The 25,721-nt window shown below is 56.6% G+C and carries 19 protein-coding genes, 3 tRNA genes and 2 rRNA genes; 17 read left to right on the plus strand and 7 right to left on the minus strand.

Going from position 1 to position 25,721, the window contains the following annotated elements; translation table 11 throughout:
* Positions 1 to 10 precede the first annotated feature (10 nt).
* From R8G34_14825 to R8G34_14845, 5 genes are all read left to right on the plus strand, one after another.
* Positions 11 to 1,294, plus strand: coding sequence for an ABC transporter substrate-binding protein (locus R8G34_14825; GenBank protein MDW3224137.1), 1,284 nt, complete (start codon positions 11 to 13; stop codon positions 1,292 to 1,294).
* Positions 1,295 to 1,358: 64 nt separating this feature from the next.
* A complete protein-coding gene (locus R8G34_14830) occupies positions 1,359 to 2,195 on the plus strand; it encodes an ABC transporter ATP-binding protein (protein MDW3224138.1) in 837 nt (278 codons plus the stop codon).
* A gap of 17 nt (positions 2,196 to 2,212) precedes the next feature.
* A complete protein-coding gene (locus R8G34_14835; GenBank protein MDW3224139.1) occupies positions 2,213 to 2,596 on the plus strand; it encodes a cupin domain-containing protein in 384 nt (127 codons plus the stop codon).
* A gap of 1 nt (position 2,597) precedes the next feature.
* A complete protein-coding gene (locus R8G34_14840; protein MDW3224140.1) occupies positions 2,598 to 3,797 on the plus strand; it encodes a phenylacetate--CoA ligase family protein in 1,200 nt (399 codons plus the stop codon).
* A gap of 233 nt (positions 3,798 to 4,030) precedes the next feature.
* Positions 4,031 to 5,713 carry an iron ABC transporter permease gene (locus R8G34_14845; GenBank protein MDW3224141.1) on the plus strand — a complete coding sequence of 561 codons (1,683 nt, stop codon included), beginning with the start codon at positions 4,031 to 4,033 and terminating at the stop codon, positions 5,711 to 5,713.
* A gap of 43 nt (positions 5,714 to 5,756) precedes the next feature.
* On the opposite strand, the gene yghU is transcribed toward R8G34_14845, so the two are convergent.
* A complete protein-coding gene (gene yghU / locus R8G34_14850) occupies positions 5,757 to 6,632 on the minus strand; it encodes a glutathione-dependent disulfide-bond oxidoreductase (protein ID MDW3224142.1) in 876 nt (291 codons plus the stop codon).
* Positions 6,633 to 6,830: 198 nt separating this feature from the next.
* Here yghU and R8G34_14855 point away from each other — a divergent pair, with 198 nt between their 5' ends.
* Positions 6,831 to 7,607 carry an ion channel gene (locus R8G34_14855; GenBank protein MDW3224143.1) on the plus strand — a complete coding sequence of 259 codons (777 nt, stop codon included), beginning with the start codon at positions 6,831 to 6,833 and terminating at the stop codon, positions 7,605 to 7,607.
* An 86-nt stretch (positions 7,608 to 7,693) separates the two neighbouring features.
* Positions 7,694 to 8,356 (plus strand): hypothetical protein, encoded by a 663-nt coding sequence (locus R8G34_14860; GenBank protein MDW3224144.1) that lies wholly within the window; start codon positions 7,694 to 7,696, stop codon positions 8,354 to 8,356.
* A 69-nt stretch (positions 8,357 to 8,425) separates the two neighbouring features.
* On the opposite strand, the gene ykgO is transcribed toward R8G34_14860, so the two are convergent.
* Complete coding sequence (gene ykgO, locus R8G34_14865) at positions 8,426 to 8,551, minus strand: type B 50S ribosomal protein L36 (GenBank protein ID MDW3224145.1); 126 nt, start codon at positions 8,549 to 8,551, stop codon at positions 8,426 to 8,428.
* A gap of 90 nt (positions 8,552 to 8,641) precedes the next feature.
* Positions 8,642 to 8,716 (minus strand) — tRNA-Val (locus R8G34_14870).
* A gap of 149 nt (positions 8,717 to 8,865) precedes the next feature.
* Here R8G34_14870 and R8G34_14875 point away from each other — a divergent pair.
* Positions 8,866 to 9,726 (plus strand): N-formylglutamate amidohydrolase, encoded by an 861-nt coding sequence (locus R8G34_14875; GenBank protein ID MDW3224146.1) that lies wholly within the window; start codon positions 8,866 to 8,868, stop codon positions 9,724 to 9,726.
* Positions 9,727 to 9,729: 3 nt separating this feature from the next.
* On the opposite strand, the gene R8G34_14880 is transcribed toward R8G34_14875, so the two are convergent.
* The gene (locus tag R8G34_14880; GenBank protein MDW3224147.1) at positions 9,730 to 10,983 is read right to left on the minus strand and encodes a DNA polymerase IV; all 1,254 of its coding nucleotides are present in this window, start codon (positions 10,981 to 10,983) and stop codon (positions 9,730 to 9,732) included.
* Positions 10,984 to 11,011: 28 nt separating this feature from the next.
* On the opposite strand from R8G34_14880, the gene R8G34_14885 reads away from it, so the two are divergent.
* A complete protein-coding gene (locus tag R8G34_14885) occupies positions 11,012 to 11,476 on the plus strand; it encodes an NUDIX hydrolase (GenBank protein MDW3224148.1) in 465 nt (154 codons plus the stop codon).
* Positions 11,477 to 11,715: 239 nt separating this feature from the next.
* Here R8G34_14885 and pyrF read toward each other — a convergent pair whose 3' ends face one another.
* Positions 11,716 to 12,405: an orotidine-5'-phosphate decarboxylase gene (gene pyrF / locus R8G34_14890; GenBank protein ID MDW3224149.1), complete on the minus strand. Its 690-nt coding sequence runs from the start codon at positions 12,403 to 12,405 to the stop codon at positions 11,716 to 11,718.
* A gap of 579 nt (positions 12,406 to 12,984) precedes the next feature.
* Here pyrF and clpB point away from each other — a divergent pair.
* Positions 12,985 to 15,603, plus strand: coding sequence for an ATP-dependent chaperone ClpB (clpB, locus tag R8G34_14895; GenBank protein MDW3224150.1), 2,619 nt, complete (start codon positions 12,985 to 12,987; stop codon positions 15,601 to 15,603).
* A gap of 138 nt (positions 15,604 to 15,741) precedes the next feature.
* Positions 15,742 to 16,392, plus strand: coding sequence for an HAD family phosphatase (locus R8G34_14900; protein MDW3224151.1), 651 nt, complete (start codon positions 15,742 to 15,744; stop codon positions 16,390 to 16,392).
* A 69-nt stretch (positions 16,393 to 16,461) separates the two neighbouring features.
* On the opposite strand, the gene R8G34_14905 is transcribed toward R8G34_14900, so the two are convergent.
* A complete protein-coding gene (locus R8G34_14905) occupies positions 16,462 to 16,944 on the minus strand; it encodes a fasciclin domain-containing protein (GenBank protein MDW3224152.1) in 483 nt (160 codons plus the stop codon).
* Between the two features lie 309 nt (positions 16,945 to 17,253).
* On the opposite strand from R8G34_14905, the gene msrP reads away from it, so the two are divergent.
* Positions 17,254 to 18,159 (plus strand): protein-methionine-sulfoxide reductase catalytic subunit MsrP, encoded by a 906-nt coding sequence (gene msrP / locus R8G34_14910; GenBank protein MDW3224153.1) that lies wholly within the window; start codon positions 17,254 to 17,256, stop codon positions 18,157 to 18,159.
* Between the two features lie 8 nt (positions 18,160 to 18,167).
* On the opposite strand, the gene R8G34_14915 is transcribed toward msrP, so the two are convergent.
* On the minus strand, positions 18,168 to 18,566 hold the full coding sequence (locus tag R8G34_14915) for a DUF2306 domain-containing protein (GenBank protein MDW3224154.1): 399 nt from the start codon (positions 18,564 to 18,566) through the stop codon (positions 18,168 to 18,170).
* Between the two features lie 40 nt (positions 18,567 to 18,606).
* Here R8G34_14915 and msrQ point away from each other — a divergent pair, with 40 nt between their 5' ends.
* The 5 genes from msrQ to R8G34_14940 all read left to right on the plus strand — a co-directional run bounded on the left by msrQ (position 18,607) and on the right by R8G34_14940 (position 25,708).
* The gene (msrQ, locus tag R8G34_14920) at positions 18,607 to 19,230 is read left to right on the plus strand and encodes a protein-methionine-sulfoxide reductase heme-binding subunit MsrQ (GenBank protein MDW3224155.1); all 624 of its coding nucleotides are present in this window, start codon (positions 18,607 to 18,609) and stop codon (positions 19,228 to 19,230) included.
* A gap of 808 nt (positions 19,231 to 20,038) precedes the next feature.
* Positions 20,039 to 21,498 (plus strand): 16S ribosomal RNA (locus R8G34_14925).
* Positions 21,499 to 21,730: 232 nt separating this feature from the next.
* Positions 21,731 to 21,807 (plus strand) — tRNA-Ile (locus tag R8G34_14930).
* Positions 21,808 to 21,825: 18 nt separating this feature from the next.
* Positions 21,826 to 21,901 (plus strand) — tRNA-Ala (locus R8G34_14935).
* 440 nt (positions 21,902 to 22,341) lie between these two features.
* Positions 22,342 to 25,708 (plus strand): 23S ribosomal RNA (locus R8G34_14940).
* The 16S and 23S rRNA genes sit together here with 2 tRNA genes alongside, the layout of an rRNA operon.
* Positions 25,709 to 25,721 lie beyond the last annotated feature (13 nt).

The raw sequence follows: 25,721 nt of genomic DNA on the forward strand, positions 1-25,721 counted from the left end.
GGTATCACCGATGAGGTATAAACTAGGAACAATGGCCGTGGCAGGTCTGATGGCGGCAAGCCCTGTGATGGCGGATCTTGTCTTTCCATCGCTGAGCTACCGTACGGGTCCCTATGCGGCGGGTGGTATTCCATTTGCGGATGGGTACGCGGATTATTTCACCTTGCTTAACGAACGTGATGGCGGCATCGGCGGAGTGGCCGCGCGCGTGTTGGAGTGTGAAACCGGGTACAACACCGAAAAGGGTGTGGAGTGTTATGAGAGCACAAAAGGAGAAGGCGCGTTGGTCTATCAACCGCTCTCCACCGGGATCACCTATCAGTTGATCCCCAAAGCCACGGCAGATGACATCCCGATCCACTCCATGGGGTACGGTCGGACGTCGGCCGCCAATGGCGATGTGTTCAGCCATGTATTCAACTATCCGGCCAACTACTGGAACGGTGCGTCTGCTGCGGTCAACCACATATTGGAACAGAACGGTGGCGACATTTCCGGCAAGAAAATCGCGCTGGTTTATCACAACTCCGCTTATGGCAAGGAGCCTATCCGCACGCTTGAAGTGCTGGCCGAAAAGCATGGGTTCGAGTTGAGCCTGCTGGCGGTTGATCACCCCGGACAGGAGCAAAAGTCACAGTGGCTGCAGATCCGCCGTGAAAAGCCCGACAATGTAATCATGTACGGCTGGGGCGTGATGAATCAGGTCGCGGTTCAGGAAGCAGCCAACATCCGTTTCCCGATGGAAAACTTCATCGGCATCTGGTGGTCTGGCGCTGAGATCGACGTGGAGCCAGCGGGAGACAAGGCCGATGGGTTCAAGGCGCTTGCGTTGACGGCTGTGGGCGATGATTTCCCATTGTTCGATGACATCCAGAAATACGTCGTGGACGGTGGTAAAGCAGCGGGCGCGGGCGATCAGATCGGCACGGTGCCCTACAACCGCGGCATTTATGCGGCGATGCTTGCAGCCGAGGCCGTGAAGAAGGCGCAGGAAATCCACGGTACAGCCGACATTACCTCCGGCATGATGCGCGATGGAATGGAAGCGCTGGAAATCACCGAAGAGGTGATGACCGCCAATGGCTTGCCGGGCTTTGGCCCGTCGTTCTCGGTCTCGTGCCAGAACCACGGTGGCGAAGGTATGGTTGCGGTGACGCAGTGGAATGCCAGCGCAGGCGAGTTCGTGAAGATCGCGGATTTCGCTTCGACGGATATGAGCGTTATTCAGCCCCTGATTGACGAGGATTCCGCCGCATATAAGGCGGAAAACAACATTCCGTCCAACTGCAACTAAGATACTTTGCCCCGGCGGGACAGACCGCCGGGGTATTTTTCGACTAAATTGAGGTTATCGCCCCATGCTGGACGCCGCCAAAGAACAGGACACAAGTGCCGATACGGTGCTCGAGGTCAACAATATCGAGGTGATCTACAACCACGTGATCCTTGTGCTGAAAGGGGTGAGCCTGAATGTGCCCAAGGGCGGGATCACGGCACTTCTGGGCGGCAACGGGGCGGGCAAGACGACAACGCTCAAGGCGATCTCGGGGCTTTTGGCCTCGGAACGCGGCGAGGTCACCAAAGGCTCGATCCGCTATCATGGCGCGGTGATCCAACATCAGGATCCAGCCGAAACGGTGAAACAGGGCGTGGTGCAGGTGATGGAAGGGCGTCACTGCTTTGAACATCTGACCGTTGAGGAGAATCTGCTCACGGGGGCCTATACCCGGCGCGACGGCAAGGGGGCCATCGCTGCGGATCTGGAACTGGTCTACAATTATTTCCCACGTCTGAAGGAGCGCCGCAAATCTCAGGCCGGCTATACTTCGGGCGGTGAACAGCAAATGACGGCGATTGGCCGCGCGCTGATGTCCAAGCCCGAGACCATCCTGCTGGATGAACCCTCCATGGGTCTCGCGCCGCAACTGGTGGAACAGATTTTCGAGATCGTGAAATCGATCAACGAGGAGCAGGGCGTGACGATCCTGCTGGCTGAGCAGAACACCAATGTGGCGCTGCGTTTTGCGCATTACGGCTATATTCTGGAGTCCGGGCGCGTCGTGATGGACGGCCCGGCGGCAGAACTGCGCGAAAACCCGGACGTCAAGGAATTCTATCTGGGCATGTCTGAGGAGGGCCGCAAGTCCTTTCGCGACGTGCGCAGCTATCGTCGCCGTAAAAGGTGGCTGTCTTGAAAACTGGAGGAAATACGATGAGACGTCTGGTCCTGGCTTTTGTAGCTGCCACGTTGGCGACCCCTCTGTGGGCAGAGGAATTGGTGCAACGCACGGTATTGAATGAACAACCCTTGAGCGGTGCGGAGGGGACCATTGTTCTGGTCTCAAACCTCAAGGTCATGCCGGGCGGGCGCATCCCTCTGCACACACATCCCGGTGATGAGCATGCAGTGATCCTGACAGGGGGGCTCGCGTTGATGCCGAACGGCAAAGAGGTGCAGTTTGCCGATGGCACGCCGATGTTTTTCCCGGCTGGGCAGGTGCATGGCGGCGTGACCAACCTGGGTGATGCGCCCATCGTGATCATGACCACTCATATCGTCGAGGCGGATGCGCCGTTTCAGACCGCGGCGGAATAAGATGACAATGCATTTCGACGATCTGGAGACGCGCAGCGCAGATGCGCGCGAGGCGGCGCAATTGGCTGCATTGCAGGCCAATATCGACCGGATTGCGACCGCACCGGAGGCCTGTCGTATCGAGGCAGGCGCGGTGCAGGACATCGGCGATCTGGCGCGTTTGCCGGTTTTGCGCAAATCTGATCTGGCGCAGTGGCAGGCTGATAAACCGCCCTTTGGCGGCATCCCCGTTAGCAATGTGGCGCATGTGTTCCAGTCGCCGGGGCCGATCTATGAACCCGGTGGCGTGACCCATGATTGGTGGCGCATGGGGCGTTTTCTACATGCGGCGGGTATTGGCGCGTCGGATGTGGTGCATAATTGTTTCGGCTATCACCTGACCCCGGCGGGCATGATTTTCGAAAGCGGCGCGCGGGCGGTCGGGGCGACGGTTTTGCCCGCAGGCACAGGCCAGACCGAATTACAGGTGCAGGCGGCGCAGGCTGTGGGATCCACCGCCTATGCGGGCACGCCGGATTACCTGAAGGTGATCCTCGACAAGGCGGCCGAGATGGGTGTGGCGTTGGGGATCACACGGGCGGCTGTGGGCGGCGGGGCCTTGTTTCCCGCGCTGCGCCAGGAATACGCGGATCGCGGCATTTCATGCCTGCAATGCTATGCGACGGCCGATCTGGGCAATATCGCTTACGAAAGCCCGGCCATGGAAGGCATGATCGTTGATGAGGGTGTGATCGTGGAGATCGTCACCCCCGGCACCGGCGATCCCGTGGCCGAAGGTGAGGTGGGCGAGGTGATCGTGACATCGCTGAACCCGGATTATCCGCTGGTGCGGTTCGCCACGGGCGATCTGAGCGCGGTGATGGCTGGGCAAAGCCCCTGCGGGCGCAGCAACATGCGCATCAAGGGCTGGATGGGGCGTGCGGATCAGACCACCAAGATCAAAGGCATGTTCGTGCGTCCTGAACAGGTGGCAGCGCTTGTCGCGCATCACGATGCGATCCACAAGGCGCGGGTGATTGCCAGCCGGGAGGGTGCGCAGGACGCGATGACGGTGCAGGTCGAGGCCACAGGCGTTTCACCCGATGATCTGGCGGGTTCGGTGATTGCGACCCTCAAGCTGAAAGGCGCCATCGAGATTGTCGCGCCGGGCAGCTTGCCCAAGGATGGGATGGTGATCGAGGATCAACGGACTTACGACTAGACGGGTGTGCATCCGGGGGACACGATAGTGCAGGCACCGGCCAACCCCCGCATGTCAGAGCTTGGTAGCGTGGCTGCTCACAGCGAAAGCCCCGGGGTTCATAGCGGCATAGGGGTTTGCGGATCCCGGCGGTGTAGCATTCTGTTCTCACCGCAGCGTGGGCACGGTAATCCGTTGAAAAGCGGCGGGTATCCCTCTGGTCATTCCGACAAAAAGCGTCGAGAATAGGGCCCATGTCTGATGCGCCGCCTCTGTCCGCCCATGATTCCGACCGCGCATCGCCCCATGTGCGCGATGGGTCGCGTGTGCTGTCGGGCCTCTCGGTTTTTGTGGCCTGTACCTGCGCGCTGCCGATGCTGGCAGTCGCTCTGGCGGCTCTGAGCGGTGGCACCGACACGATAGCCCATCTGATGCAGACGGTCTTGCCACGCTACGGCGCAACAACGCTCTGGTTGGTCCTGCTGGTCTCCGTCGGCACCTTTGCCCTGGGTGTCGGGGCCGCCTGGCTGGTTACCATGACCCGATTTCCCGGCGTGCGGTTTTTTGAGATCGCGCTGGTGCTGCCATTGGCTTTTCCAGCCTACGTATTGGCCTATGCCTATACCCATGTGCTGGACCATCCGGGCGTGGTGCAGACCCTGTTGCGGGCCCTGACGGGCTGGGGGCCGCGTGATTACTGGTTCCCGGAAATCCGATCCGTCGGGGGCGCAGCGAGCATGCTGATCCTTGTGCTTTACCCCTATGTTTACCTGCTGGCCCGCGCCGCGTTTTTGCAACAAAGCGCGACGACCTTTCTGGCCGCCCGCGCTTTGGGTGCCTCCGCGTGGTCCGCGTTCTTCAAGATCAGCCTGCCGCTGGCCAGACCGGCGATTGCAGGGGGCGTCTTGCTCGCCGTCATGGAAACCATCGCGGATTTCGGCACCGTTGCCTATTTCGGCGTCCAGACTTTCGCCACGGGGATTTACACCAGTTGGTTTTCACTGGCGGATCGGGCCGGGGCGGCGCAACTGGCGCTGTGCCTGCTGAGCTTTGCATTGCTGTTGGCCATGCTGGAACGCGCCCAGCGCGGCGGGGCAAAATACCATGACCCGTCGCGGCGCCAGCAGCGCATGGAGCCTGCGCAGCTCAGCGGGTACCGCGCGTTCATTGCCTTTGCGCTGTGTTGTGTGCCGGTGCTGTTGGGCGCGGTGTTGCCGGTGCTGGTGCTGTTCTCGATGGGGCTGGGATCTGAACAAAACCTGCTGAGCGCGCGCTATCTGGGCTTTATCCAGAACTCGGTCACACTGGCCTCGGTGGCCGCCGTGTGTACCGTCGGAGCCGCCGTGGCTGTCGGCTTTTTCCAACGCCTGCGCCCCGGTCGCACCTCCCATGGCGCGGCCTATATCGCACGCCTGGGATATGCGGTGCCCGGCGGCGTGATCGCCGTTGGCCTGCTGGTGCCTTTCGCGGCCTTCGACAATGCGCTGGACGGTTTCATGCGCGCCCGGTTTGATGTCTCCACCGGCTTGTTGATCACCGGTTCCATCTGGTTGCTGGTGACAGCTTACGTTGTCCGGTTTCTCGCCGCAGCGCTGGGCGCTTATGAAGGTGGACAGGCGATGGTACCGGCCAATATGGACGCCGCCGCGCGGTCTCTGGGCCAGACGCCCACGGGGACTCTGCGCCGCGTGCATCTGCCGATCCTTGCCCCGAGCCTGCTGACAGCTCTGCTCATCGTTTTTGTCGATGTCATGAAAGAATTACCCGCGACCCTGATCATGCGGCCCTTCAACTACGACACGCTTGCGGTGCAGGCCTACCGCCTCGCCTCAGATGAGCGGCTGGAAGGCGCGGCTGTGCCGAGCCTGGTCATCGTCGCCATTGGTCTTCTGCCGGTGATCCTGATCTGTCGTCAAGTCGGGCGACGCAGCCCGTAGGGTGGGCCTTGGGCCACCGCTGGTGCCACGGCGGCCCGTGCACTTAGACCTCTTCGCCGATTTTATCCTGCGTTTGCGTCTCAAAATCGCCCGCATCATGACGCTCATGCAACTGCATCTCCGGTTCCCCAAACGTACGGTTCACCATGCGTCCGCGTTGTACGGCGGGGCGCGCATCAATGGTCTTGGCCCATCGCATGACGTTTTCATAGCTGTCCACATCCAAAAATTCTGCCGCGCTGTAAAGGCGCCCCAGCACAAGTTGCCCGTACCACGACCAGATCGCGATATCCGCAATCGTGTAGGCGTCCCCTGCAATATAGGCGTGATCCGCCAATTGACGGTCCAACACGTCCAATTGGCGCTTGGCCTCCATCGAAAACCGATTGATGGGATATTCGAATTTCTCCGGGGCATAGGCATAGAAATGACCAAATCCACCCCCGAGATATGGCGCAGACCCCATCTGCCAGAACAACCAGGACAACATCTCCGCCCGCGCGGATGGATCTGTGGGGATGAACTTCCCGAACCGCTCGGCCAGATGCAGCAAAATCGCACCGGATTCAAAGACGCGCACGGGCTCTTCTCCCGAGTGATCCATCAGTGCCGGAATTTTCGAGTTTGGATTGGCTTTGACAAAGCCGCTGCCAAACTGATCGCCATCGCCAATTTTGATCAGCCAGGCATCATATTCGGCTTCCTTGATGCCGAGAGCCAGCAGCTCCTCCAACAGGACTGTCACCTTCACACCATTGGGCGTCGCGAGCGAATATAGCTGAAAGGGATGCTTGCCAACCGGCAGATCCTTGTCGTGGGTCGGCCCGGCTATGGGCCGGTTGATGTTTGCAAACTGGCCACCGCTTTCGGACTCCCATGTCCAGACGGAAGGCGGGGTATAGGCGGACGTGTCGGTCATGGTGATCTCTCTTTTACGCGGCATGAAAGTTGAATCTATGATCCGGCGGCTCTGACACAAGTGCTGATAACGAAACACGGCGGTCTGATCGACACTTTCATCCCGGACAGGGTGTTTTTCCTGTCCAATTTCTTTCTTTGCGGGCTGCAGGGCATAAAGACTTGCATTCCATGCGATACTTTGAGTTGATTATGTGACATGGCGCACTCCTTGAAGACGACCCTGACCGAACTCTACACCGGATCGCAAAAACGCTCCCAAAGGTTCCGCCTGGGCCTGATTGCGTTTGATGCCATCACCATCATCCTGTTCATTGCCCTTGCACCCTTTGAGCCTTCACCGCGCATGGAACTGTTTGGGTTCGGGATCGGATTGGTCATTTTGATGGATTTCTCTGCGCGTCTGTGGATCGCGCAGGATCGACGGGCGATGTTGCTCAAAATATATACGCTTGCGGATATTGTGGTGATCTTGTCCCTGCTGATATCCCCCTTCATTCACGCCAATCTGGCCTTCCTGCGTGTTTTGAGAGGGCTGCGGATCATCCATTCCTACCACCTGCTGCGCGATTTGCGCCATACAAGCGCGTTTTTCGCCAAGCATGAAGATGCGGTGATTGCGGCGGTCAATCTCTTTGTCTTCATCTTTTTCACCACGTCCATTGTGTTTGCGCTGTTTGCCGAGCGCTCAGCCGGCGTCCGTGGCTATATCGATGCGCTCTACTTTACGGTCACAACCCTGACGACCACGGGGTATGGTGACATCACCCCCACGACGACGGGCGGCAAACTGTTGGCGGTTGTGATCATGGTGGTCGGTGTGGCGCTGTTTGTGCAATTGGCCCGCGCGATCATTCAGCCCTCGAAAGTCAGCCATAAATGCGGCTCCTGTGGTCTGATGAAACACGACCATGATGCGGTCCACTGCAAACATTGCGGAGAAGTGATCCGAATTGAAACGCAGGGATGGGTATAACGGCCCTTTTCGGGCGGATTCGTGTTATGATCTGCTCTCAGTGGTGTAAAGCGGAGACGCCTGTGATGGTTGTCAGGATATGGTGGATGTTCTTTTGGTGGGTGCCGCTGGCGGGGTTTGCCGCCGGCCCAGACGCAGCGGATACCCCATCCGGGCTGATGTGGAACCGCACGGGATTGCCCGCCGTGTTTCCGCTGCAGGTGAAAACCCCGGTTGGTCAGAATTACCTTCTGACGCTGACGGATGCGAAAACGGGTGATGGCGCGCTGGCGGCCTTCATCGAGGGGGGCGCGTTTTTCAAGGTTCTGGTGCCGCCGGGCACCTATGATGTACATTTTGCCCATGGTGACACTTGGATCAGTGAAGAAGAGTTGTTTGGTGCGGGGGATAAAACGCAGAATTTCGAGATCGCGGAACCGCTCACCTTTGCGATCCGGGATTTCAGCACAAAGGCGGGTCATCTGATCGACGTCGCCTTCTCCGGCCCGACCGAAGGAGCACAGATTACGGTGACGGCGCAGTATCTCTGTCAGGGTATGCGCCTGACGGCCATTCCCCGATTGCAGCCGTCGTTTGATGATGTGGATTCGTTTCGGTATCGCATTCCCGATGAGGGCGAGTTGATGCGCTTCCCATCGCGTTTTTCCGAGGAGCGCCTGTTGGACAGCGGTGATGAACCCACTTTTCCCACCCGCTATGCGCCGTATTTTTCCCAACCCGAATATGAGGTGCGCGCGAGCCTTTGTTGAGCTCTGCTGGCATGAAAAAAGCCGCCCCGGAAAGAGAGCGGCCCTTTAAGATCGTGATGCTGTCGCGTCTCAGCCCTGACGGGCTTTGAAGCGACGCTGGGTTTTATTGATGACGTAAACGCGGCCTTTGCGTCGCACAACACGGCAGTCGCGGTGCCGATTCTTGAGCGAGCGGAGCGAATTGCGAACCTTCATGGTCTCTCTCCTCTAATCTTCTTCTCAGTCGGCGCGCGGACCAGCGCCGGGGTTGCGGGCGATCCGGGGTATCCGGACCAGTGAAACAGGTGGTGGGCGATACTGGGATCGAACCAGTGACCCCTTCGATGTCAACGAAGTGCTCTACCGCTGAGCTAATCACCCCCTATGTAACGCGAATTCCTTAACCCCAAACAAAAATGGGGCGCGAAAACACGCGCTGGTAGGCGGGTCTATAAAAGGAGTCGTCAGAGGGATCAAGGGCTTTTGGTTTTTGCTTTTTCTGCGCTATGGTCGCGCCAAGAGGATTGTCCATGAACAAGTCGGCGTTTGAAGTCTGTTACCCTGATCGCAACAAATCCTGCGTGGTTTTTGCCTCGCCCCATAGCGGGCGTGACTACCCGTGGTCGCTGTTGCGCACGACTGTGCTGGATGATCACGCGATCCGTTCCTCCGAAGACGCCTTTGTGGATCAGTTGTTTGACTGTGCGACGGAATTTGGTGCGACCTTCATCAAAGCGGGTGCGCCCCGCGCGTTTGTCGACCTCAACCGCAGCCCCGAAGAGCTTGACCCGGCCTTGATCGAGGGCGTGCGTCGTCAGGGTCATAACCCGCGTGTGGCTTCGGGCCTTGGTGTGATTCCCCGCGTGGTCGCCAATGGACGCGCGATTTATCGCGGCAAGCTGACCATGATTGAAGCGCGCCAACGCCTGAACAGCTATTGGCATCCCTATCACAATCAGCTGCAGGCCCTGCTGGATGACGCGGTGCAATGTCACGGGCAGGCCGTTTTGGTTGACTGTCACTCGATGCCGCATGAAGCGGTCGAGGGCATCGCACGGCGCGGCGCAAAACGCCCGCAAATCGTTCTGGGCGACCGGTTTGGCGCGGCAGCCGCCGCAGAAGTCGTTGACCGGATCGAGGCGGCATTCTCCTCCGCCGGCTTTGTGGTATCGCGCAATGCGCCGTTTGCCGGGGCTTACGTGACGCAGGCCTATGGTCGCCCGACGCGTGGGCAACATACGGTTCAGGTCGAAATCGACCGCGCCATCTATATGGACGAAAAAGCAATCAAGCCGTCATCTGATTTCGCTGACGTGCAACGCACCCTGCGCGGGGTGATTGCCGAAATTGCCCAGATCGGTCAGCAAAGCATACCGCTCGCGGCGGAGTGACCCTTAGCGCAATGCGCGGCCTTTCAGGATAGCATCCGTGCCGAAACGTGCGCGAATCTCATCGGTCGCACGTTCCGCATCGCCCCGTTTCTTGGCCTGCGGGTCTAATAGATCCCCTGAGCGGTCTGCGCCGGTGGCATCCATCAAGTCGGATATACCGCAACCCAACAGGCGATAGGGGCCTTGTTCGCCTACCTGATCAAACAGCGCGCGCGCGGTACGATATATTGTATCGGCCATTTGCGTCGAATCGCGCAGGCTGATCCGTTTGGACAGGAGCGAGTGATCCGAGCGTTTCAGTTTGAGCGTGACCACACGTCCCGCGAGATCCTTGGCCTTGGCCCGGTCCGAAACCTTTTCCGCCATGCGCCACAGATGCCCATCCAGCAGATCAGGATCATTGGTGTCCTCGTGAAACGTGGTTTCGTTCGATATGGATTTCATCGGCGTGTGGGCCGATATGCGCCGCGCGTCCTGCCCGCGCGCCAGATGCCACAAGCGATCCCCCATGGAGCCGAAACGCGCGATCAATTCGGTGCGCTCCCACCGGAGCAGATCCGAAAAGGTGCGAATGCCCGCCTTGTCAAACGCGGCCTGCGCCGCTGGCCCCACGCCCCAGATCATCCGCACGGGTTTATCACGCAGAAAGTCATCCGTTTCCGCCGCGCCAATGATGGAAAACCCGTGTGGTTTGTTGAGATCAGACGCCACCTTGGCCAGAAATTTGTTGTGGCTGAGACCTATGGATCCTGTCAGCCCCAGTTCCGTGCGCATGCGTTTGATGAGGCGCGCCAGCATCACCGCCGGGGGACGTCCATGCAGGCGCGCGGTGCCCGACAGATCCATGAAGGCCTCATCCAGCGACAGGGGTTCGATATCGGGCGTCATTTCCGACATCATGTCCCGGATCGCGCGGGAGGCCTCCACATAGGCGTCCATGCGCGGTTTGATGATCACCGCTTCGGGGCACAGTTTGAGCGCCTGAAACATCGGCATGGCAGAGCGCACGCCGCGAATGCGCGCGACATAACACGCGGTTGAGACCACACCGCGCCGCCCGCCGCCAATGATCACAGGCTTGTCCTGCAGGCTCGGGTCGTCGCGTTTTTCCACCGAGGCATAAAACGCGTCGCAATCCATATGCGCGATGGAGAGCGCAAACAGTTCCGGATGTGCGACAATGCGCGGGCTGCCGCAGGTCGGGCAGCGGCGTCCGGCGTCAAATTCGGTCAGGCAATCGCGGCAAAGAGCGGGCATTTGCAGGTCGTTCGTCTATAATGGACACATGCAGCAACCCTATGCCAGCACGGTCGAAATGAACATGCCCTTTACCGGCGCGAAAATCGTGCTTTTGATGGGGGATCAGCTGATCACGATCCTGCGCGATGATCGCCCTGATATCCCCTATCCAAACCATTGGGATTTGCCCGGTGGCGGGCGTGAAGGGCGGGAAACACCATTGCACTGTGCGCTGCGTGAGACGCGCGAGGAGTTGGGCCTGACCGTGCCGCCCGGGTCCATTGTCTGGGGGCGGCGGTTCTGTGCCCCGGATCAGGTGAACTGGTTTTTCGTGGCCTATGTGCCGACAGGGTTCGAGCAGCAGATCGTTTTTGGGGACGAAGGCCAGCGCTGGAGCACCATGGATGTGACGCAATTTCTGCGCCATCCCAAAGCCGTGCCGCAGTTTCAGAACCGCCTGAAGATATTCCTGAAGGAGAGGTCGGAAACGAAAAACCCCCCGCTGTTGTGAGCGGGGGGAGGTAACGAACCTCAGGAAGACGCGGTTCGTCGGGGAGTATCACCTAGGGTCAACTTACCACCTATGGGAGAATACACCTAACCCGCGATGACCGATTTTCACCAGATAGAGTAGTATGTTGTGCATTAGCCACAGTCTCTTGCGTTGCTCATCGACGCAAGAGCCACCAAAGTAACCTGTGGATAATTAACCTTTTGCGATAATTATCAGTAATTTGACCTGTGAGTCTGTCAGGCGTTCAGTTCCGCCAGAATCGCCTCCGCAGCGATTTTGGGATTTGGCGATTTCCACACCGGACGTCCGACAACAATGTGATCTGCACCATCTGCAATGGCGCGGGCTGGCGTTGCCACACGTTTCTGGTCCCCCAGATCTGCCCCTGCAGGGCGCACGCCGGGGGTCACGATCAAGCGACCTGGTGCCGTGGGCAGAGCCCGGATCATGGCCGCCTCCTTGGGTGAGGCGATCACCCCGTCTGCCCCCGCTTCAAACGCACGGGTGGCACGGGCGGCGACAAGTTCGGCGATATCGCCCTCGCGGATCTGGCACCCATCCAGATCGCTGCGATCCAGCGAGGTCAAGATCGTGACTGCGAGGATTTTCATGTTCGACCCACCGGCGCCTTCCTTGGCGGCGGCAACCACATGCGGATCGCCGTGCACAGTCAAGAAATCGAGATCAAATTGCGCCAATCCGCGTACCGCAGCCTCGATCGTGGCGCTGATGTCAAAGAGCTTCATGTCGAGGAAAATGCGCTTGCCGCGTTCCTGCTTGAGCTCATTTGCCAGCGCCAAACCGCCCCCGGTCAGCATCCCCAGTCCGATTTTGTAGAAATTCACCGCATCACCCAGTTGGGTGGCAAGTTGTTCGCCCGCCAGGGCGTTCGGCACATCCAGCGCCACAATCAACCGGTCATCCATCTTGGTCCGCTCCCTTTTGATGTCGCGTTTCCATATGCTGTGAAACCGCTGCTGTCTATCGGACCGGCGCAATTACACAAAAAGGCCCGGAAAACGCGGTCTTCATGCGTTCCGGGCCAGGTGCGTTACGTCGTTTTTCGGGCTGTGTCGCGTGGCCGGGCTCCGGGGGAGTGGAGCGGTCCGCGAGCATTTCACCCGAAAAACCGTTGTCCCGCCTGAGGCAGTGGAGTTGTGAGGTCAGGCGGAACAACTGGAACTGGCAGAACATGCCAACTTTTTACGATACTCAGTGACTGGCAGAATACGGGGCGAACCGTTTTCTTGCCCTTGTCTGAACGTTTAAATAGGGATGTTCGGTCCCGGGTTAACGGGGAAATTATCCGCGGCATTCCCATCCGCGGTCATTTGATCCATGTCAGGGCAAAACGCATGGTTTTTTGTATATCCTTTCGACGGAGCGTGCGGACCACTTGAAGGTGACACCCGCGGGCCCCAAATGAAAGACAAGGTCCTACCACGCTGTCGTGCCGCCAAGTCGGGCGCAGCAATCCGGGACGCTTTAGAAAAAGGAGAATACCCATGGACTTGAGCAAGTTCACGGAGCGGTCGCGCGGTTTTATTCAGGCTGCACAGACCATTGCGACACGCGAAAGCCATCAGCGGCTTGCGCCTGAACATATTCTGAAATCACTTATGGATGACGATCAGGGGTTGGCCAGCAACCTCATCTCTGCGGCGGGGGGTGATCCCGCGCAGGTTGTACAGTCACTGGAATTGGCCTTGTCAAAAATGCCAAAGGTCAGCGGCGATGCCGCGCAAGTGTATCTGGACAACACCACGCAGAAAGTGCTGGCCGAAGCTGAAGCGCTGGCCAAGAAAGCCGGGGACAGTTTTGTCCCGGTCGAGCGCATATTGATGGCGCTTTGCATGGTGAAATCTGCGGCCAAGGCTGCGTTGGATGCCGGTGGCGTCACAGCGCAGGGGCTGAATACGGCGATCAATGACATCCGCAAAGGGCGCACAGCCGACACGGCGAATGCCGAAGAGGGTTATGACGCGCTGAAGAAATACGCGCTGGATCTGACGGAGCGCGCCGAGGCGGGCAAAATCGATCCGATCATTGGCCGTGATGAGGAAATCCGCCGCGCCATGCAGGTGCTGAGCCGCCGGACCAAAAACAACCCGGTTCTGATCGGTGAACCCGGCGTGGGTAAAACCGCGATTGCCGAAGGCCTCGCGCTGCGGATCGTGAATGGTGATGTGCCTGAGTCTTTGCGCAACAAGAAACTGCTGGCACTGGACATGGGCGCGTTGATTGCCGGTGCAAAGTATCGCGGTGAGTTTGAGGAGCGCCTGAAGGCTGTTCTGACTGAGGTCACCGAGGCCGCGGGCGAAATCATTCTGTTCATTGACGAGATGCACACGCTGGTAGGCGCGGGCAAGGCGGATGGCGCGATGGATGCGGCCAACCTGATCAAACCTGCCCTTGCACGGGGTGAATTGCATTGTGTCGGGGCGACGACGCTCGATGAATACCGCAAGTATGTGGAGAAAGACGCAGCCCTTGCGCGCCGTTTCCAGCCTGTGATGATTCTGGAGCCAACGGTGGAGGACACGGTCTCCATTCTGCGCGGCATCAAAGAGAAATACGAGCTGCACCACGGTGTGCGGATTTCCGATAGTGCGTTGGTGGCGGCCTCCACGCTGAGCCATCGCTACATCACGGATCGGTTTTTGCCCGATAAGGCGATCGATTTGATGGACGAGGCGGCAAGCCGGTTGCGCATGGAAGTGGACAGCAAACCCGAAGAGCTGGACGCGCTGGACCGGTCGATTTTGCAGATGCAGATCGAAGCAGAAGCTTTGCGCGCGGAAGATGATGCGGCAAGCAAGGATCGGTTGGAAACGCTTGAGAAAGACCTGGCCGACTTGCAGGAGCGTAGCGATGAGTTGACCGCGCAATGGCAAGCGGAGCGCGACAAGCTATCGGGCGCGCGCGACATCAAGGAGAAGCTGGAACAGGCGCGTGCCGAGTTGGAGATCGCCAAACGCGAGGGCAATCTCGCCAAAGCCGGGGAGCTATCCTATGGTGTGATCCCGCAATTGGAAAAACAATTGGGCGATGCCGAGGGGCGCGATGAGGGCGATATGCTGGTCGAAGAAGCTGTGCGCCCCGAACAGATCGCCAGTGTGGTTGAGCGTTGGACTGGGATCCCGGCGGGCAAAATGCTCGAAGGGGAGCGCGACAAGTTGTTGCGCATGGAAGACCAGCTGCACAACAGGGTGATAGGACAAAACGCTGCCGTCAAAGCGTTGTCCAATGCGGTGCGTCGTGCGCGTGCGGGCCTAAACGATGAAAACCGTCCGCTGGGGTCATTCCTGTTTCTGGGGCCGACCGGCGTGGGTAAAACCGAACTGACCAAGGCCGTCGCGGAGTTCCTATTTGATGACGACAACGCCATGGTGCGTATCGACATGTCGGAATTCATGGAAAAACACGCGGTTGCGCGTCTGATCGGCGCCCCTCCCGGATATGTCGGATATGACGAAGGCGGCGTTTTGACCGAAGCGGTGCGGCGCAGACCCTATCAGGTTGTGCTGTTTGACGAGGTCGAAAAGGCGCATCCGGATGTGTTCAACGTGCTTTTGCAGGTGCTCGATGACGGGGTGCTGACCGATGGTCAGGGCCGGACGGTCGATTTCAAACAGACGCTGATCATTCTGACGTCGAACCTTGGGGCGCAGGCGTTGAGCCAATTGCCTGACGGGGCCGATGCAAGCGACGCCAAACGTGATGTGATGGACGCGGTGCGCGCACATTTCCGTCCTGAGTTCCTGAACCGTCTGGATGAGACGATCATCTTTGACCGGTTGGGGCGCGAGGATATGGGCGGGATCGTCGATATTCAGATGGCGCGTTTGCTGAAACGGTTGGCGGCACGCAAGATCACGCTGGATCTGGATGCCGGGGCGCATAAATGGCTCGCTGACGAAGGGTATGACCCCGTCTTCGGCGCGCGGCCCCTAAAGCGTGTGATCCAACGTGCGTTGCAGGACCCGCTGGCGGAAATGCTTTTGGCCGGCGACGTGAAAGACGGTGATGTGCTGAGCATCTCTGCGGGCGCTGAAGGGTTGATCATCGGGGACCGCGTTGCGGCCACCAATCGACCCAAACCGGATGATGCGGTCGTGCATTAAAGTATGGGAGTGCCGTGGAGCCTTGCATTGGCTGCGGGCCCTGAAAAGCGTCAATTGAAGAACGCCGAGTCGCTTCATCAATTGACGCCGCCCCAAATATAGGATCACAAAGGCCGGGCATATGACCCGGCCTTTTTCATGATATTCCCACCCGAACTGGTGATTTTCGACTGCGACGGCGTGCTGGTGGACAGCGAGCCGTTGAGCAATCTGGTCATTCGGGACAATCTGGCGCACCACGGCCTAGACCTGTCACTCGATCAGATTGTGGATTTGTTTGTGGGTGGCACGATGGCGGGTGTGATGCGTACGGCGCGTGACATGGGAGCTGTGCTGCCCGAAGATTGGCTCGACAGTATTTATGACGATATCTTTGACGTGCTTGGTCGCGAGGTTGAATTGATTCCCGGCGTGGTGAGCGTGCTGGATGCACTTGACGCAGCTGAGATTCCCTATGCGGTTGGTTCCAACGGGCCACATCGCAAGATGGAAATCACGCTGGGGCGCACGGGCCTGATTGACCGCCTGCAGGGTCGGATCTTTTCGCGCGAAGACGTGCCCAATCCTAAACCGGCCCCGGACGTTTATCTGAAGGCGGCGCGCGAAGCAGGCATTTCGCCCGAGCGTTGTGTTGTGGTGGAGGATAGTGTCAGCGGCGCGCGCGCGGGCAAGGCGGCCGGCATGTTTACCTGTGGGTATACGGCTGAAAGCGGCCCTGAGCGGCTTGCCCCCATTTGCGACGCATTGTTTGACGCGATGGAAGATTTGCCGCCTTTGTTGCAAATATAGAATAGGCAAAAAACGGCCCGGCAGGGGGGTCCAACCGGGCCTGACTGTAATCCGCTGGAAAACGGAGGGTTACTCAGGAAGGATTACAGTGTCGACAACATGAATGACGCCATTTGATGTCTCGACATCAGCAGCTGTGACGCTGGCGGTATTGATTTTCACGCCTTCACCCAGATCCACGGTCAGATCTCCGCCCTGCACGGTTGTGGCTGTCATCCCATCGGAAAGGTCCGTGGACATGACTTTGCCCGGCACGACGTGATAAGTCAGAATGGCAACGAGTTGCTCCTTGTTCTCTTCAAGCAACAGAGATTCGACAGTGCCTTCGGGCAGTGCTGCAAAGGCCTCATCTGTTGGCGCAAACACGGTGAAGGGCCCATCCCCTTTCAGCGTATCGACCAGACCGGCGGCCTGAACGGCAGCCACCAAGGTTGTGAAGGAGCCCGCATCAACAGCGGTGTCGACGATGTCCATTGATGGATCGCCCGCAAAAGCAGTGGTGCTCAGCAAGGCGGTGGCTGCGGTGAGGCTCAAAAAATGACGACGAAACATATTGGTCTCCTTAGGTTCAGTGTGCAGAATGCCCACGGTGATAACTGTGGGATAAACGCGGTGGGTGAGGATTTGGATCATCGGGGTTTTTTGCCGATGCGATTTGACTAACAGCCAAACGGACTAAGCCACTGGGTTTGTTGGTTTCCACTCACAAAAATGTCAGAAAATGGGGCGAAATCTCTCGGATTGATCCGCCGATTGCAGGCAAAAGGTTACAGTTTGTTGTCCCAATCGTGAGAGGAAATCGTTTGGAGGCCTGCGGACTGTCTCCTACATAGGGCACGACGCAGAGAACTGGAGCAATTGATGGCCTATCGTTGGAACAATACCTTGACGCATGAAGATGTGACGCCGGAAGCGGCTTTTCTGAGCCGGCGCCAGTTGATGATGGGTGCTGCCGCGGGCATGGGACTTGCGGGCATGGGCACCGGGCTCAGCGCAGAAGAGGCCCTGGAACCCAATTCCTGGGAAGACATCACACAATATAATAACTTCTATGAATTCGGCACTGGGAAAACCGATCCTGTGACATACGCCGATGCGCTGACCACGGATCCATGGACGGTGACGATTGATGGTTTGGTCGACAGACCCGGGGATTATGATTTCAAAGACATCATGGCTGAGATGACCGTTGAGGAACGCATCTACCGCTTCCGCTGTGTGGAGGCCTGGTCGATGGTGATTCCGTGGAACGGGTTTGAGTTGGCAGATCTGTTGGCCATGGCAGGTGTGAAGCCTGATGCGAAATACGTTCGCTTTGAAACGTTGTACCGGCCTGAGGAGATGCGCGGGCAGAAATCCCGCTCGATTGACTGGCCGTATATCGAGGGGCTGCGGCTGGATGAGGCCTTGCATCCGCTGACGATCATGGCGACCGGGATATATGGCAAGACGATCCCTAACCAGAACGGCGCGCCGATGCGGTTAGTCGTGCCTTGGAAGTATGGTTTCAAGTCGATCAAATCCATCGTGAAAATTACCCTGACCGATGAACAGCCCGTCAATACATGGAAAGCCTTGCAGGCGAGCGAATACGGGTTCTTTGCAAATGTGAACCCGACGGTTGATCACCCGCGCTGGACGCAAGCCACAGAACGCAAGATCGGCGGCGGGCTGTTTTCAAAGCGCATCCCGACCTTGATGTTCAATGGCTATGAGGAAGAGGTCGCGAGCCTTTATGAAGGTATGGACCTGACACGGTTCTATTGAGCGGGCGCTCAGGGACCGAAAACCACCAGATGCATGTCGCGGCCGGGCAGTAAAGTGAAGGCCCCGGCCCCGATGAGGGCAATATAAAAGATCTGCCGCATGGTGCTGCGGTGTTGGGGTATATCTCCACGTTGCGCCGCGCGGATCCCGAAAACGAGGCCGAAAAGTGTATACACAGATAATGCGTGGATCAGGCTGAACGGCCCGAACTGGCGTATGTCGTGGATCCAGAAGCTGGACAGCGCAACCAAACCGAGGAGCGATACCCATATATACCCTACAACCCGGTGACCAGTAGTGCCCTTTGCCAATAGAAGCTGTGCCGCGCCCAAGCCCAACGCGGCAAGAGCCGCAAAAGCATGTGCTGTTACGATGAGCCCGGACTGATAGAGTGGAGCGAATGAAATGGGATACTTCCTTAGACTGCAGCAAGAGCAAAACGCCCCTATGACGTCGACAGCTAAAAAGACCCTGGTTGAACGTGTCAACAATGCGCTGCGCGGGGTGCCGACATGGGTACTATATATACTGTGTCTTCTGCCGGTGCCCTATCTGCTCTATCTGGCGCAAACCGGGGGGTTGGGACGCGAACCTATCAAGGCGCTGGAACATGAGCTGGGCGAGATCGCCTTGCAGCTTTTGATCGCCGGACTGGCCGTTACACCCCTGCGCCGCTACGCCGGTCTGAACCTGCTGAAATTCCGCCGCGCGATTGGTCTGCTTGCCTTTATATATGTAGCTCTGCATTTGCTGGTCTGGCTGGTGCTTGATGTGGGCATCCTGAGCCAGATCTGGGCAGACATTATAAAGCGACCCTACATCACCATTGGCATGGCGGCTTTTGTCCTGCTGATACCTCTGGCGGCAACGTCCAACAATTGGTCCCTGCGCAAATTGGGGATGAAATGGCACAAGCTTCACAAGCTTGCATATATGGCCGCGATTCTGGGCGGCCTGCATTATGTCATGCTCACTAAAGTCTGGGCGATGGAGCCAATGGCCTATTTGGCAGTGATTTTGGCGCTTCTCGCGCTCAGACTTCCCAAAGCGCGCCGCAAACAGGCGGTCTGAAGATCAATTGCTCTAAAAACGGGCAAAGTGCGAAGAGTGTGAGTCGCGAGCGCATGAGGAATCCTCGCGATTCCTGCGGTTTTTTTTGACCATCTGGACGAATCTAACGCTGGCCGGGAGTGAATCAGCCCCGATTCACCAGATTCCACCCGCGACTCGTGTCTGATTTGCCGGATGACTCGGGGAGTCTTGGGGATAGCTCTGTGGATAACGCTATATATAGGGTTTGGCGGCCCGTGGTTTATCTCCAGTAAACGAAAGAAAGCTGCTGAAACCACCGGATTTCTGAAATATTTGACAAGCAACAGGCTGTTTTTAAAGAGAAAAGCAGAAAGATGTAAAAAAAATGATGTTTCCTTAAAAAAGGGGTTGCGGGTCTCAGCCACTAACTCTAGAACCCCCCTTACCGAAAGGGCAGCGATGCTCTAACGGGGCGCCAGACGGGCCAGACGGAACGGAAACGAACCAGACGGAAACGAGGCGGAACGATAAAATCAGAGGTAAACGAGGCGGGGCGCGCCAAAGAAGTTAGGGCGCATCCAGTCACATTTGTCTCTACGCTCTTTGAAATTGATGAATATCTGAAGAGATATGTGGGCGGTTTGGTTCATTCGATGGATCAACCTCTTCATATCGCGCTCTTAGGGTTCGCCCGATTATAGAGTGTCAGCTTCACTGTTTGGACGGCTTCCAGTTATCTTTGATAACTGAAGCACAACAAACAGAAAAGACGCCTGTACCTTTCAGTAAGGGGTGCAGGTCGATGTGCAGAGGTTCGAACGTCAAGGACAAGCATGTAAATGCTTTTCAACTTGAGAGTTTGATCCTGGCTCAGAACGAACGCTGGCGGCAGGCCTAACACATGCAAGTCGAGCGCACCTTCGGGTGAGCGGCGGACGGGTTAGTAACGCGTGGGAACATACCCTTCTCTACGGAATAGCCTCGGGAAACTGAGAGTAATACCGTATACGCCCTTCGGGGGAAAGATTTATCGGAGATGGATTGGCCCGCGTTAGATTAGATAGTTGGTGGGGTAATGGCCTACCAAGTCTACGATCTATAGCTGGTTTTAGAGGACGATCAGCAACACTGGGACTGAGACACGGCCCAGACTCCTACGGGAGGCAGCAGTGGGGAATCTTAGACAATGGGCGAAAGCCTGATCTAGCCATGCCGCGTGAGTGATGAAGGCCCTAGGGTCGTAAAGCTCTTTCGCCAGGGATGATAATGACAGTACCTGGTAAAGAAACCCCGGCTAACTCCGTGCCAGCAGCCGCGGTAATACGGAGGGGGTTAGCGTTGTTCGGAATTACTGGGCGTAAAGCGCACGTAGGCGGATCAGAAAGTATAGGGTGAAATCCCAGGGCTCAACCCTGGAACTGCCTTATAAACTCCTGGTCTTGAGTTCGAGAGAGGTGAGTGGAATTCCAAGTGTAGAGGTGAAATTCGTAGATATTTGGAGGAACACCAGTGGCGAAGGCGGCTCACTGGCTCGATACTGACGCTGAGGTGCGAAAGTGTGGGGAGCAAACAGGATTAGATACCCTGGTAGTCCACACCGTAAACGATGAATGCCAGTCGTCGGGCAGTATACTGTTCGGTGACACACCTAACGGATTAAGCATTCCGCCTGGGGAGTACGGTCGCAAGATTAAAACTCAAAGGAATTGACGGGGGCCCGCACAAGCGGTGGAGCATGTGGTTTAATTCGAAGCAACGCGCAGAACCTTACCAACCCTTGACATCCTGTGCTAACCCGAGAGATCGGGCGTTCACTTCGGTGACGCAGTGACAGGTGCTGCATGGCTGTCGTCAGCTCGTGTCGTGAGATGTTCGGTTAAGTCCGGCAACGAGCGCAACCCACATCTTTAGTTGCCAGCAGTTCGGCTGGGCACTCTAAAGAAACTGCCCGTGATAAGCGGGAGGAAGGTGTGGATGACGTCAAGTCCTCATGGCCCTTACGGGTTGGGCTACACACGTGCTACAATGGCAGTGACAATGGGTTAATCCCCAAAAGCTGTCTCAGTTCGGATTGGGGTCTGCAACTCGACCCCATGAAGTCGGAATCGCTAGTAATCGCGTAACAGCATGACGCGGTGAATACGTTCCCGGGCCTTGTACACACCGCCCGTCACACCATGGGAGTTGGTTCTACCCGACGACGCTGCGCTAACCTTCGGGGGGCAGGCGGCCACGGTAGGATCAGCGACTGGGGTGAAGTCGTAACAAGGTAGCCGTAGGGGAACCTGCGGCTGGATCACCTCCTTTCTAAGGATGTTCCTAGCCATTGATGTTCGCATCAATCATGGAACACTTAGCAAGATCAGCAAACAAAGCTGGTCAAAACATCGGACCGAGCCGTCCTCATATCTCTTCAGAAAAAAGTAACCCATCGGGGTTATGAAAATTGCCGATCTTGCTAAGTGCAACTGGCCCTCTCGGCAGATTTGCTTGCAAATCGAATGCCGAGCGATGCCGATCCCGCATAGCGTGATCAGCTGGGTCGGTAGCTCAGGTGGTTAGAGCGCACGCCTGATAAGCGTGAGGTCGGAGGTTCAAGTCCTCCTCGACCCACCATATCCTTCGGGATTAATTGGGGCCTTAGCTCAGATGGGAGAGCGCCTGATTTGCATTCAGGAGGTCAGCGGTTCGATCCCGCTAGGCTCCACCATTACCAAGTGGAACACATCTTCAAGCATTCAATGAATGTTTGAACGTCTGTTCTACAGACGCGCTGTATGCTTCTTCGGAAGTCGCAGCATTGACATCGTATAGAGAGATACAATTACAACACTGTTTGATCCCGCCGAGTAAGGCGACGATCTCAGGTTTGTGCCGATCCCTTCGGGGTGAGGCAAGCGATTGTGCGGCTGTTTCCTCGGCCAATCCTTCGTATGCAGCCTGAAATGAACAGAGTTGTCCAAGTCAAGTACACTAACCCGAACAATGACGCTGATCTCCTGCACGGACGATCAGCTATACGCATTGTTCATTGTCTAGCTCTACGGAGCTAGGCGGGAAAAAGTATGCTTTTGGTTCAGAATAAAGGGTTTCTTTTAGTTACCAGCTGAGAGGCCCGCGATTGACGCAAGTCTTTCTTTTTCTGGATCAAATCAAGCGCGAAAAGGGCGTTTGGTGAATGCCTTGGCAGTAAGAGGCGATGAAAGACGTGATACTCTGCGATAAGCCATGGGGAGGTGAGAATAACCTTTGATCCATGGATTTCTGAATGGGGCAACCCACCTGATACTTTGTTATTATTGCTCTCCGGAGCAGCTAATAATGAGGTAAAACAGGTATTTATAGACTGAATACATAGGTTTATAAAAGCAAACCCGGGGAACTGAAACATCTAAGTACCCGGAGGAAAGGAAATCAATTGATACTCCCCTAGTAGCGGCGAGCGAACGGGGACCAGCCGAGCCATGAGTGTGGTTAGAATGCGTTGGAATGCGCAACCAGAGTGGGTGATAGTCCCGTATAAGAAGCATGATTGGACGTATTAAGTAGGGCGGAACACGTGAAATTCTGTCTGAAGATCGGAGGACCACCTTCGAAGGCTAAGTACTCCTTACTGACCGATAGTGAACCAGTACCGTGAGGGAAAGGTGAAAAGCACCCCGACGAGGGGAGTGAAACAGTACCTGAAACCGAACGCCTACAATCAGTCGGAGCTTGACTGGAGTTCAATTTGGATGTCATTGGGAACTATGAAAATTATAGCTTCCATACTGACCTTCATCCTGAGTGCATCAACCGTATTCGCTGACGAATTCGTCATCGGCCTCGGTGTAGATGATGTCTTGGACCAAACTGACACAACAACCGGTGCGCTCATCATTGAATATCATGCTGATCCGTTTTTTGCGGGTCGAAAGGCAGCGTATTCGTTTGCAGCAGCTGGCCAAGTTGATGGAGATAGCGATATCTTCCTCGGTCTTGGTGTTTATGCCATTTGGTCTTTAGGAGAAGGTCCTTGGTTCATAGAAGGCAGTTTTATGCCTGGTTATTATGATCAAGGAAGCGGTGGCAGTCCATTGGATGGAAACTTGCAATTCAGAACCCTTCTGGGTGTTGGCTACAAGCTGACAGACAGCAGTCGGATCTCAATCGCATTTGACCACAAATCCAACGCAGATATTGAGGATACTAACCCCGGCAGTGAAACGCTGGCGGTGCGGTACACCTTCACTTTCTGATGTCCAAATTGATCTCCAGTCTTGTGACGGCGTACCTTTTGTATAATGGGTCATCGACTTGGTCTCACGAGCAAGCTTAAGCCGTTAGGTGTAGGCGTAGCGAAAGCGAGTCTTAATAGGGCGTTGAGTTCGTGGGATCAGACCCGAAACCGAGTGATCTAGGCATGACCAGGTTGAAGGTTAGGTAACACTAACTGGAGGACCGAACCCACATCTGTTGAAAAAGATCGGGATGAGTTGTGCCTAGGGGTGAAAGGCCAATCAAACTCGGAGATAGCTGGTTCTCTGCGAAATCTATTTAGGTAGAGCGTCATCCGAATACCCTCGGGGGTAGAGCACTGGATGGGTAATGGGGCCTTACCGGCTTACTGATCCTAACCAAACTCCGAATACCGAGGAGTACTAGATGGCAGACACACGGCGAATGCTAACGTCCGTCGTGAAGAGGGAAACAACCCTGACCTCCAGCTAAGGCCCCTAATTCATGGCTAAGTGGGAAAGCAGGTGAGACGACCAAAACAACCAGGAGGTTGGCTTAGAAGCAGCCATCCTTTAAAGATAGCGTAACAGCTCACTGGTCTAAATAAGTTGTCTTGCGGCGAAGATGTAACGGGGCTCAAGCCATGAGCCGAAGCTGAGGATGCATTTATTGCATGGTAGCAGAGCGTAGTGTGACATAACTCCATGTGTCCTTACTCCCTTCGGGGATATTGGACACGCGGAGTTTTCTGTGAAGCCGGCGCGTGAGCGATCCGGTGGAGAGATCACTAGTGAGAATGATGACATGAGTAGCGACAAACAGTGTGAGAGACACTGTCGCCGAAAGTCCAAGGGTTCCTGCTTAAAGCTAATCTGAGCAGGGTAAGCCGACCCCTAAGGCGAGGCCGAAAGGCGTAGTCGATGGGAACCAGGTTAATATTCCTGGGCCAGATGGAAGTGACGGATCTCGAGGGTAGTTCATCCTTATTGGATTGAATGGGCTGCTTAGAGGTTCCTGGAAATAGCTCCATCGCTAGATCGTACCCTAAACCGACACAGGTGGACTGGTAGAGAATACCAAGGCGCTTGAGAGAACTATGTTGAAGGAACTCGGCAAAATACCTCCGTAAGTTCGCGAGAAGGAGGCCCAGTTTCTACGCAAGTATTGGCTGGGGGCACAAACCAGGGGGTGGCGACTGTTTATTAAAAACACAGGGCTCTGCGAAGTCGCAAGACGACGTATAGGGTCTGACGCCTGCCCGGTGCCTGAAGGTTAAAAGGAGGGGTGAGAGCTCTGAATTGAAGCCCAGGTAAACGGCGGCCGTAACTATAACGGTCCTAAGGTAGCGAAATTCCTTGTCGGGTAAGTTCCGACCTGCACGAATGGCGTAACGACTTCCCCGCTGTCTCCAACATAGACTCAGCGAAATTGAATTACCTGTCAAGATGCAGGTTTCCCGCGGTTAGACGGAAAGACCCCGTGCACCTTTACTACAACTTCACACTGGCATTAGGCCGAACATGTGCAGGATAGGTGGTGGGCTTTGAAGCGTGAACGCTAGTTTGCGTGGAGCCACCCTTGAGATACCACCCTTGTTCTGCTTGATGTCTAACCGCGGTCCGTTATCCGGATCCGGGACCCTGTGTGGTGGGTAGTTTGACTGGGGCGGTCGCCTCCTAAAGCGTAACGGAGGCGCGCGAAGGTTGGCTCAGAGCGGTCGGAAATCGCTCGTTGAGTGCAATGGCAGAAGCCAGCCTGACTGCGAGACTGACAAGTCGAGCAGAGTCGAAAGACGGCCATAGTGATCCGGTGGTCCCGAGTGGAAGGGCCATCGCTCAACGGATAAAAGGTACGCCGGGGATAACAGGCTGATACTGCCCAAGAGTCCATATCGACGGCAGTGTTTGGCACCTCGATGTCGGCTCATCTCATCCTGGGGCTGGAGCAGGTCCCAAGGGTACGGCTGTTCGCCGTTTAAAGAGGTACGTGAGCTGGGTTTAGAACGTCGTGAGACAGTTCGGTCCCTATCTTCCGTGGGTGTAGGATACTTGAGAGGAGTTGCCCCTAGTACGAGAGGACCGGGGTGAACGATCCACTGGTGGACCTGTTGTTGCGCCAGCAGCAGTGCAGGGTAGCTATGATCGGAAAGGATAACCGCTGAAGGCATCTAAGCGGGAAGCCCCCCTCAAAACAAGGTATCCCTGAGGGCCGAGGTAGACCACCTCGTCGATAGGCCAGAGATGTAAGCACAGCAATGTGTTCAGTTGACTGGTACTAATTGCCCGATAGGCTTGATTTGATCCAGTAGAAGC

The sequence above is a fragment of the Paracoccaceae bacterium genome, from assembly GCA_033344815.1.
Classification (GTDB): domain Bacteria; phylum Pseudomonadota; class Alphaproteobacteria; order Rhodobacterales; family Rhodobacteraceae; genus Roseobacter.

Coding starts and splice junctions, on each gene's coding strand:
- R8G34_14825 (MDW3224137.1), top strand. CDS start 11: ATGAGGTATAAACTAGGAACAATGGCCGTGGCAGGTCTGATGGCGGCA.
- R8G34_14830 (MDW3224138.1), top strand. CDS start 1,359: ATGCTGGACGCCGCCAAAGAACAGGACACAAGTGCCGATACGGTGCTC.
- R8G34_14835 (MDW3224139.1), top strand. CDS start 2,213: ATGAGACGTCTGGTCCTGGCTTTTGTAGCTGCCACGTTGGCGACCCCT.
- R8G34_14840 (MDW3224140.1), top strand. CDS start 2,598: ATGACAATGCATTTCGACGATCTGGAGACGCGCAGCGCAGATGCGCGC.
- R8G34_14845 (MDW3224141.1), top strand. CDS start 4,031: ATGTCTGATGCGCCGCCTCTGTCCGCCCATGATTCCGACCGCGCATCG.
- yghU (MDW3224142.1), bottom strand. CDS start 6,632: ATGACCGACACGTCCGCCTATACCCCGCCTTCCGTCTGGACATGGGAG.
- R8G34_14855 (MDW3224143.1), top strand. CDS start 6,831: ATGGCGCACTCCTTGAAGACGACCCTGACCGAACTCTACACCGGATCG.
- R8G34_14860 (MDW3224144.1), top strand. CDS start 7,694: ATGTTCTTTTGGTGGGTGCCGCTGGCGGGGTTTGCCGCCGGCCCAGAC.
- ykgO (MDW3224145.1), bottom strand. CDS start 8,551: ATGAAGGTTCGCAATTCGCTCCGCTCGCTCAAGAATCGGCACCGCGAC.
- R8G34_14875 (MDW3224146.1), top strand. CDS start 8,866: ATGAACAAGTCGGCGTTTGAAGTCTGTTACCCTGATCGCAACAAATCC.
- R8G34_14880 (MDW3224147.1), bottom strand. CDS start 10,983: ATGCCCGCTCTTTGCCGCGATTGCCTGACCGAATTTGACGCCGGACGC.
- R8G34_14885 (MDW3224148.1), top strand. CDS start 11,012: ATGCAGCAACCCTATGCCAGCACGGTCGAAATGAACATGCCCTTTACC.
- pyrF (MDW3224149.1), bottom strand. CDS start 12,405: ATGGATGACCGGTTGATTGTGGCGCTGGATGTGCCGAACGCCCTGGCG.
- clpB (MDW3224150.1), top strand. CDS start 12,985: ATGGACTTGAGCAAGTTCACGGAGCGGTCGCGCGGTTTTATTCAGGCT.
- R8G34_14900 (MDW3224151.1), top strand. CDS start 15,742: ATGATATTCCCACCCGAACTGGTGATTTTCGACTGCGACGGCGTGCTG.
- R8G34_14905 (MDW3224152.1), bottom strand. CDS start 16,944: ATGTTTCGTCGTCATTTTTTGAGCCTCACCGCAGCCACCGCCTTGCTG.
- msrP (MDW3224153.1), top strand. CDS start 17,254: ATGGCCTATCGTTGGAACAATACCTTGACGCATGAAGATGTGACGCCG.
- msrQ (MDW3224155.1), top strand. CDS start 18,607: ATGACGTCGACAGCTAAAAAGACCCTGGTTGAACGTGTCAACAATGCG.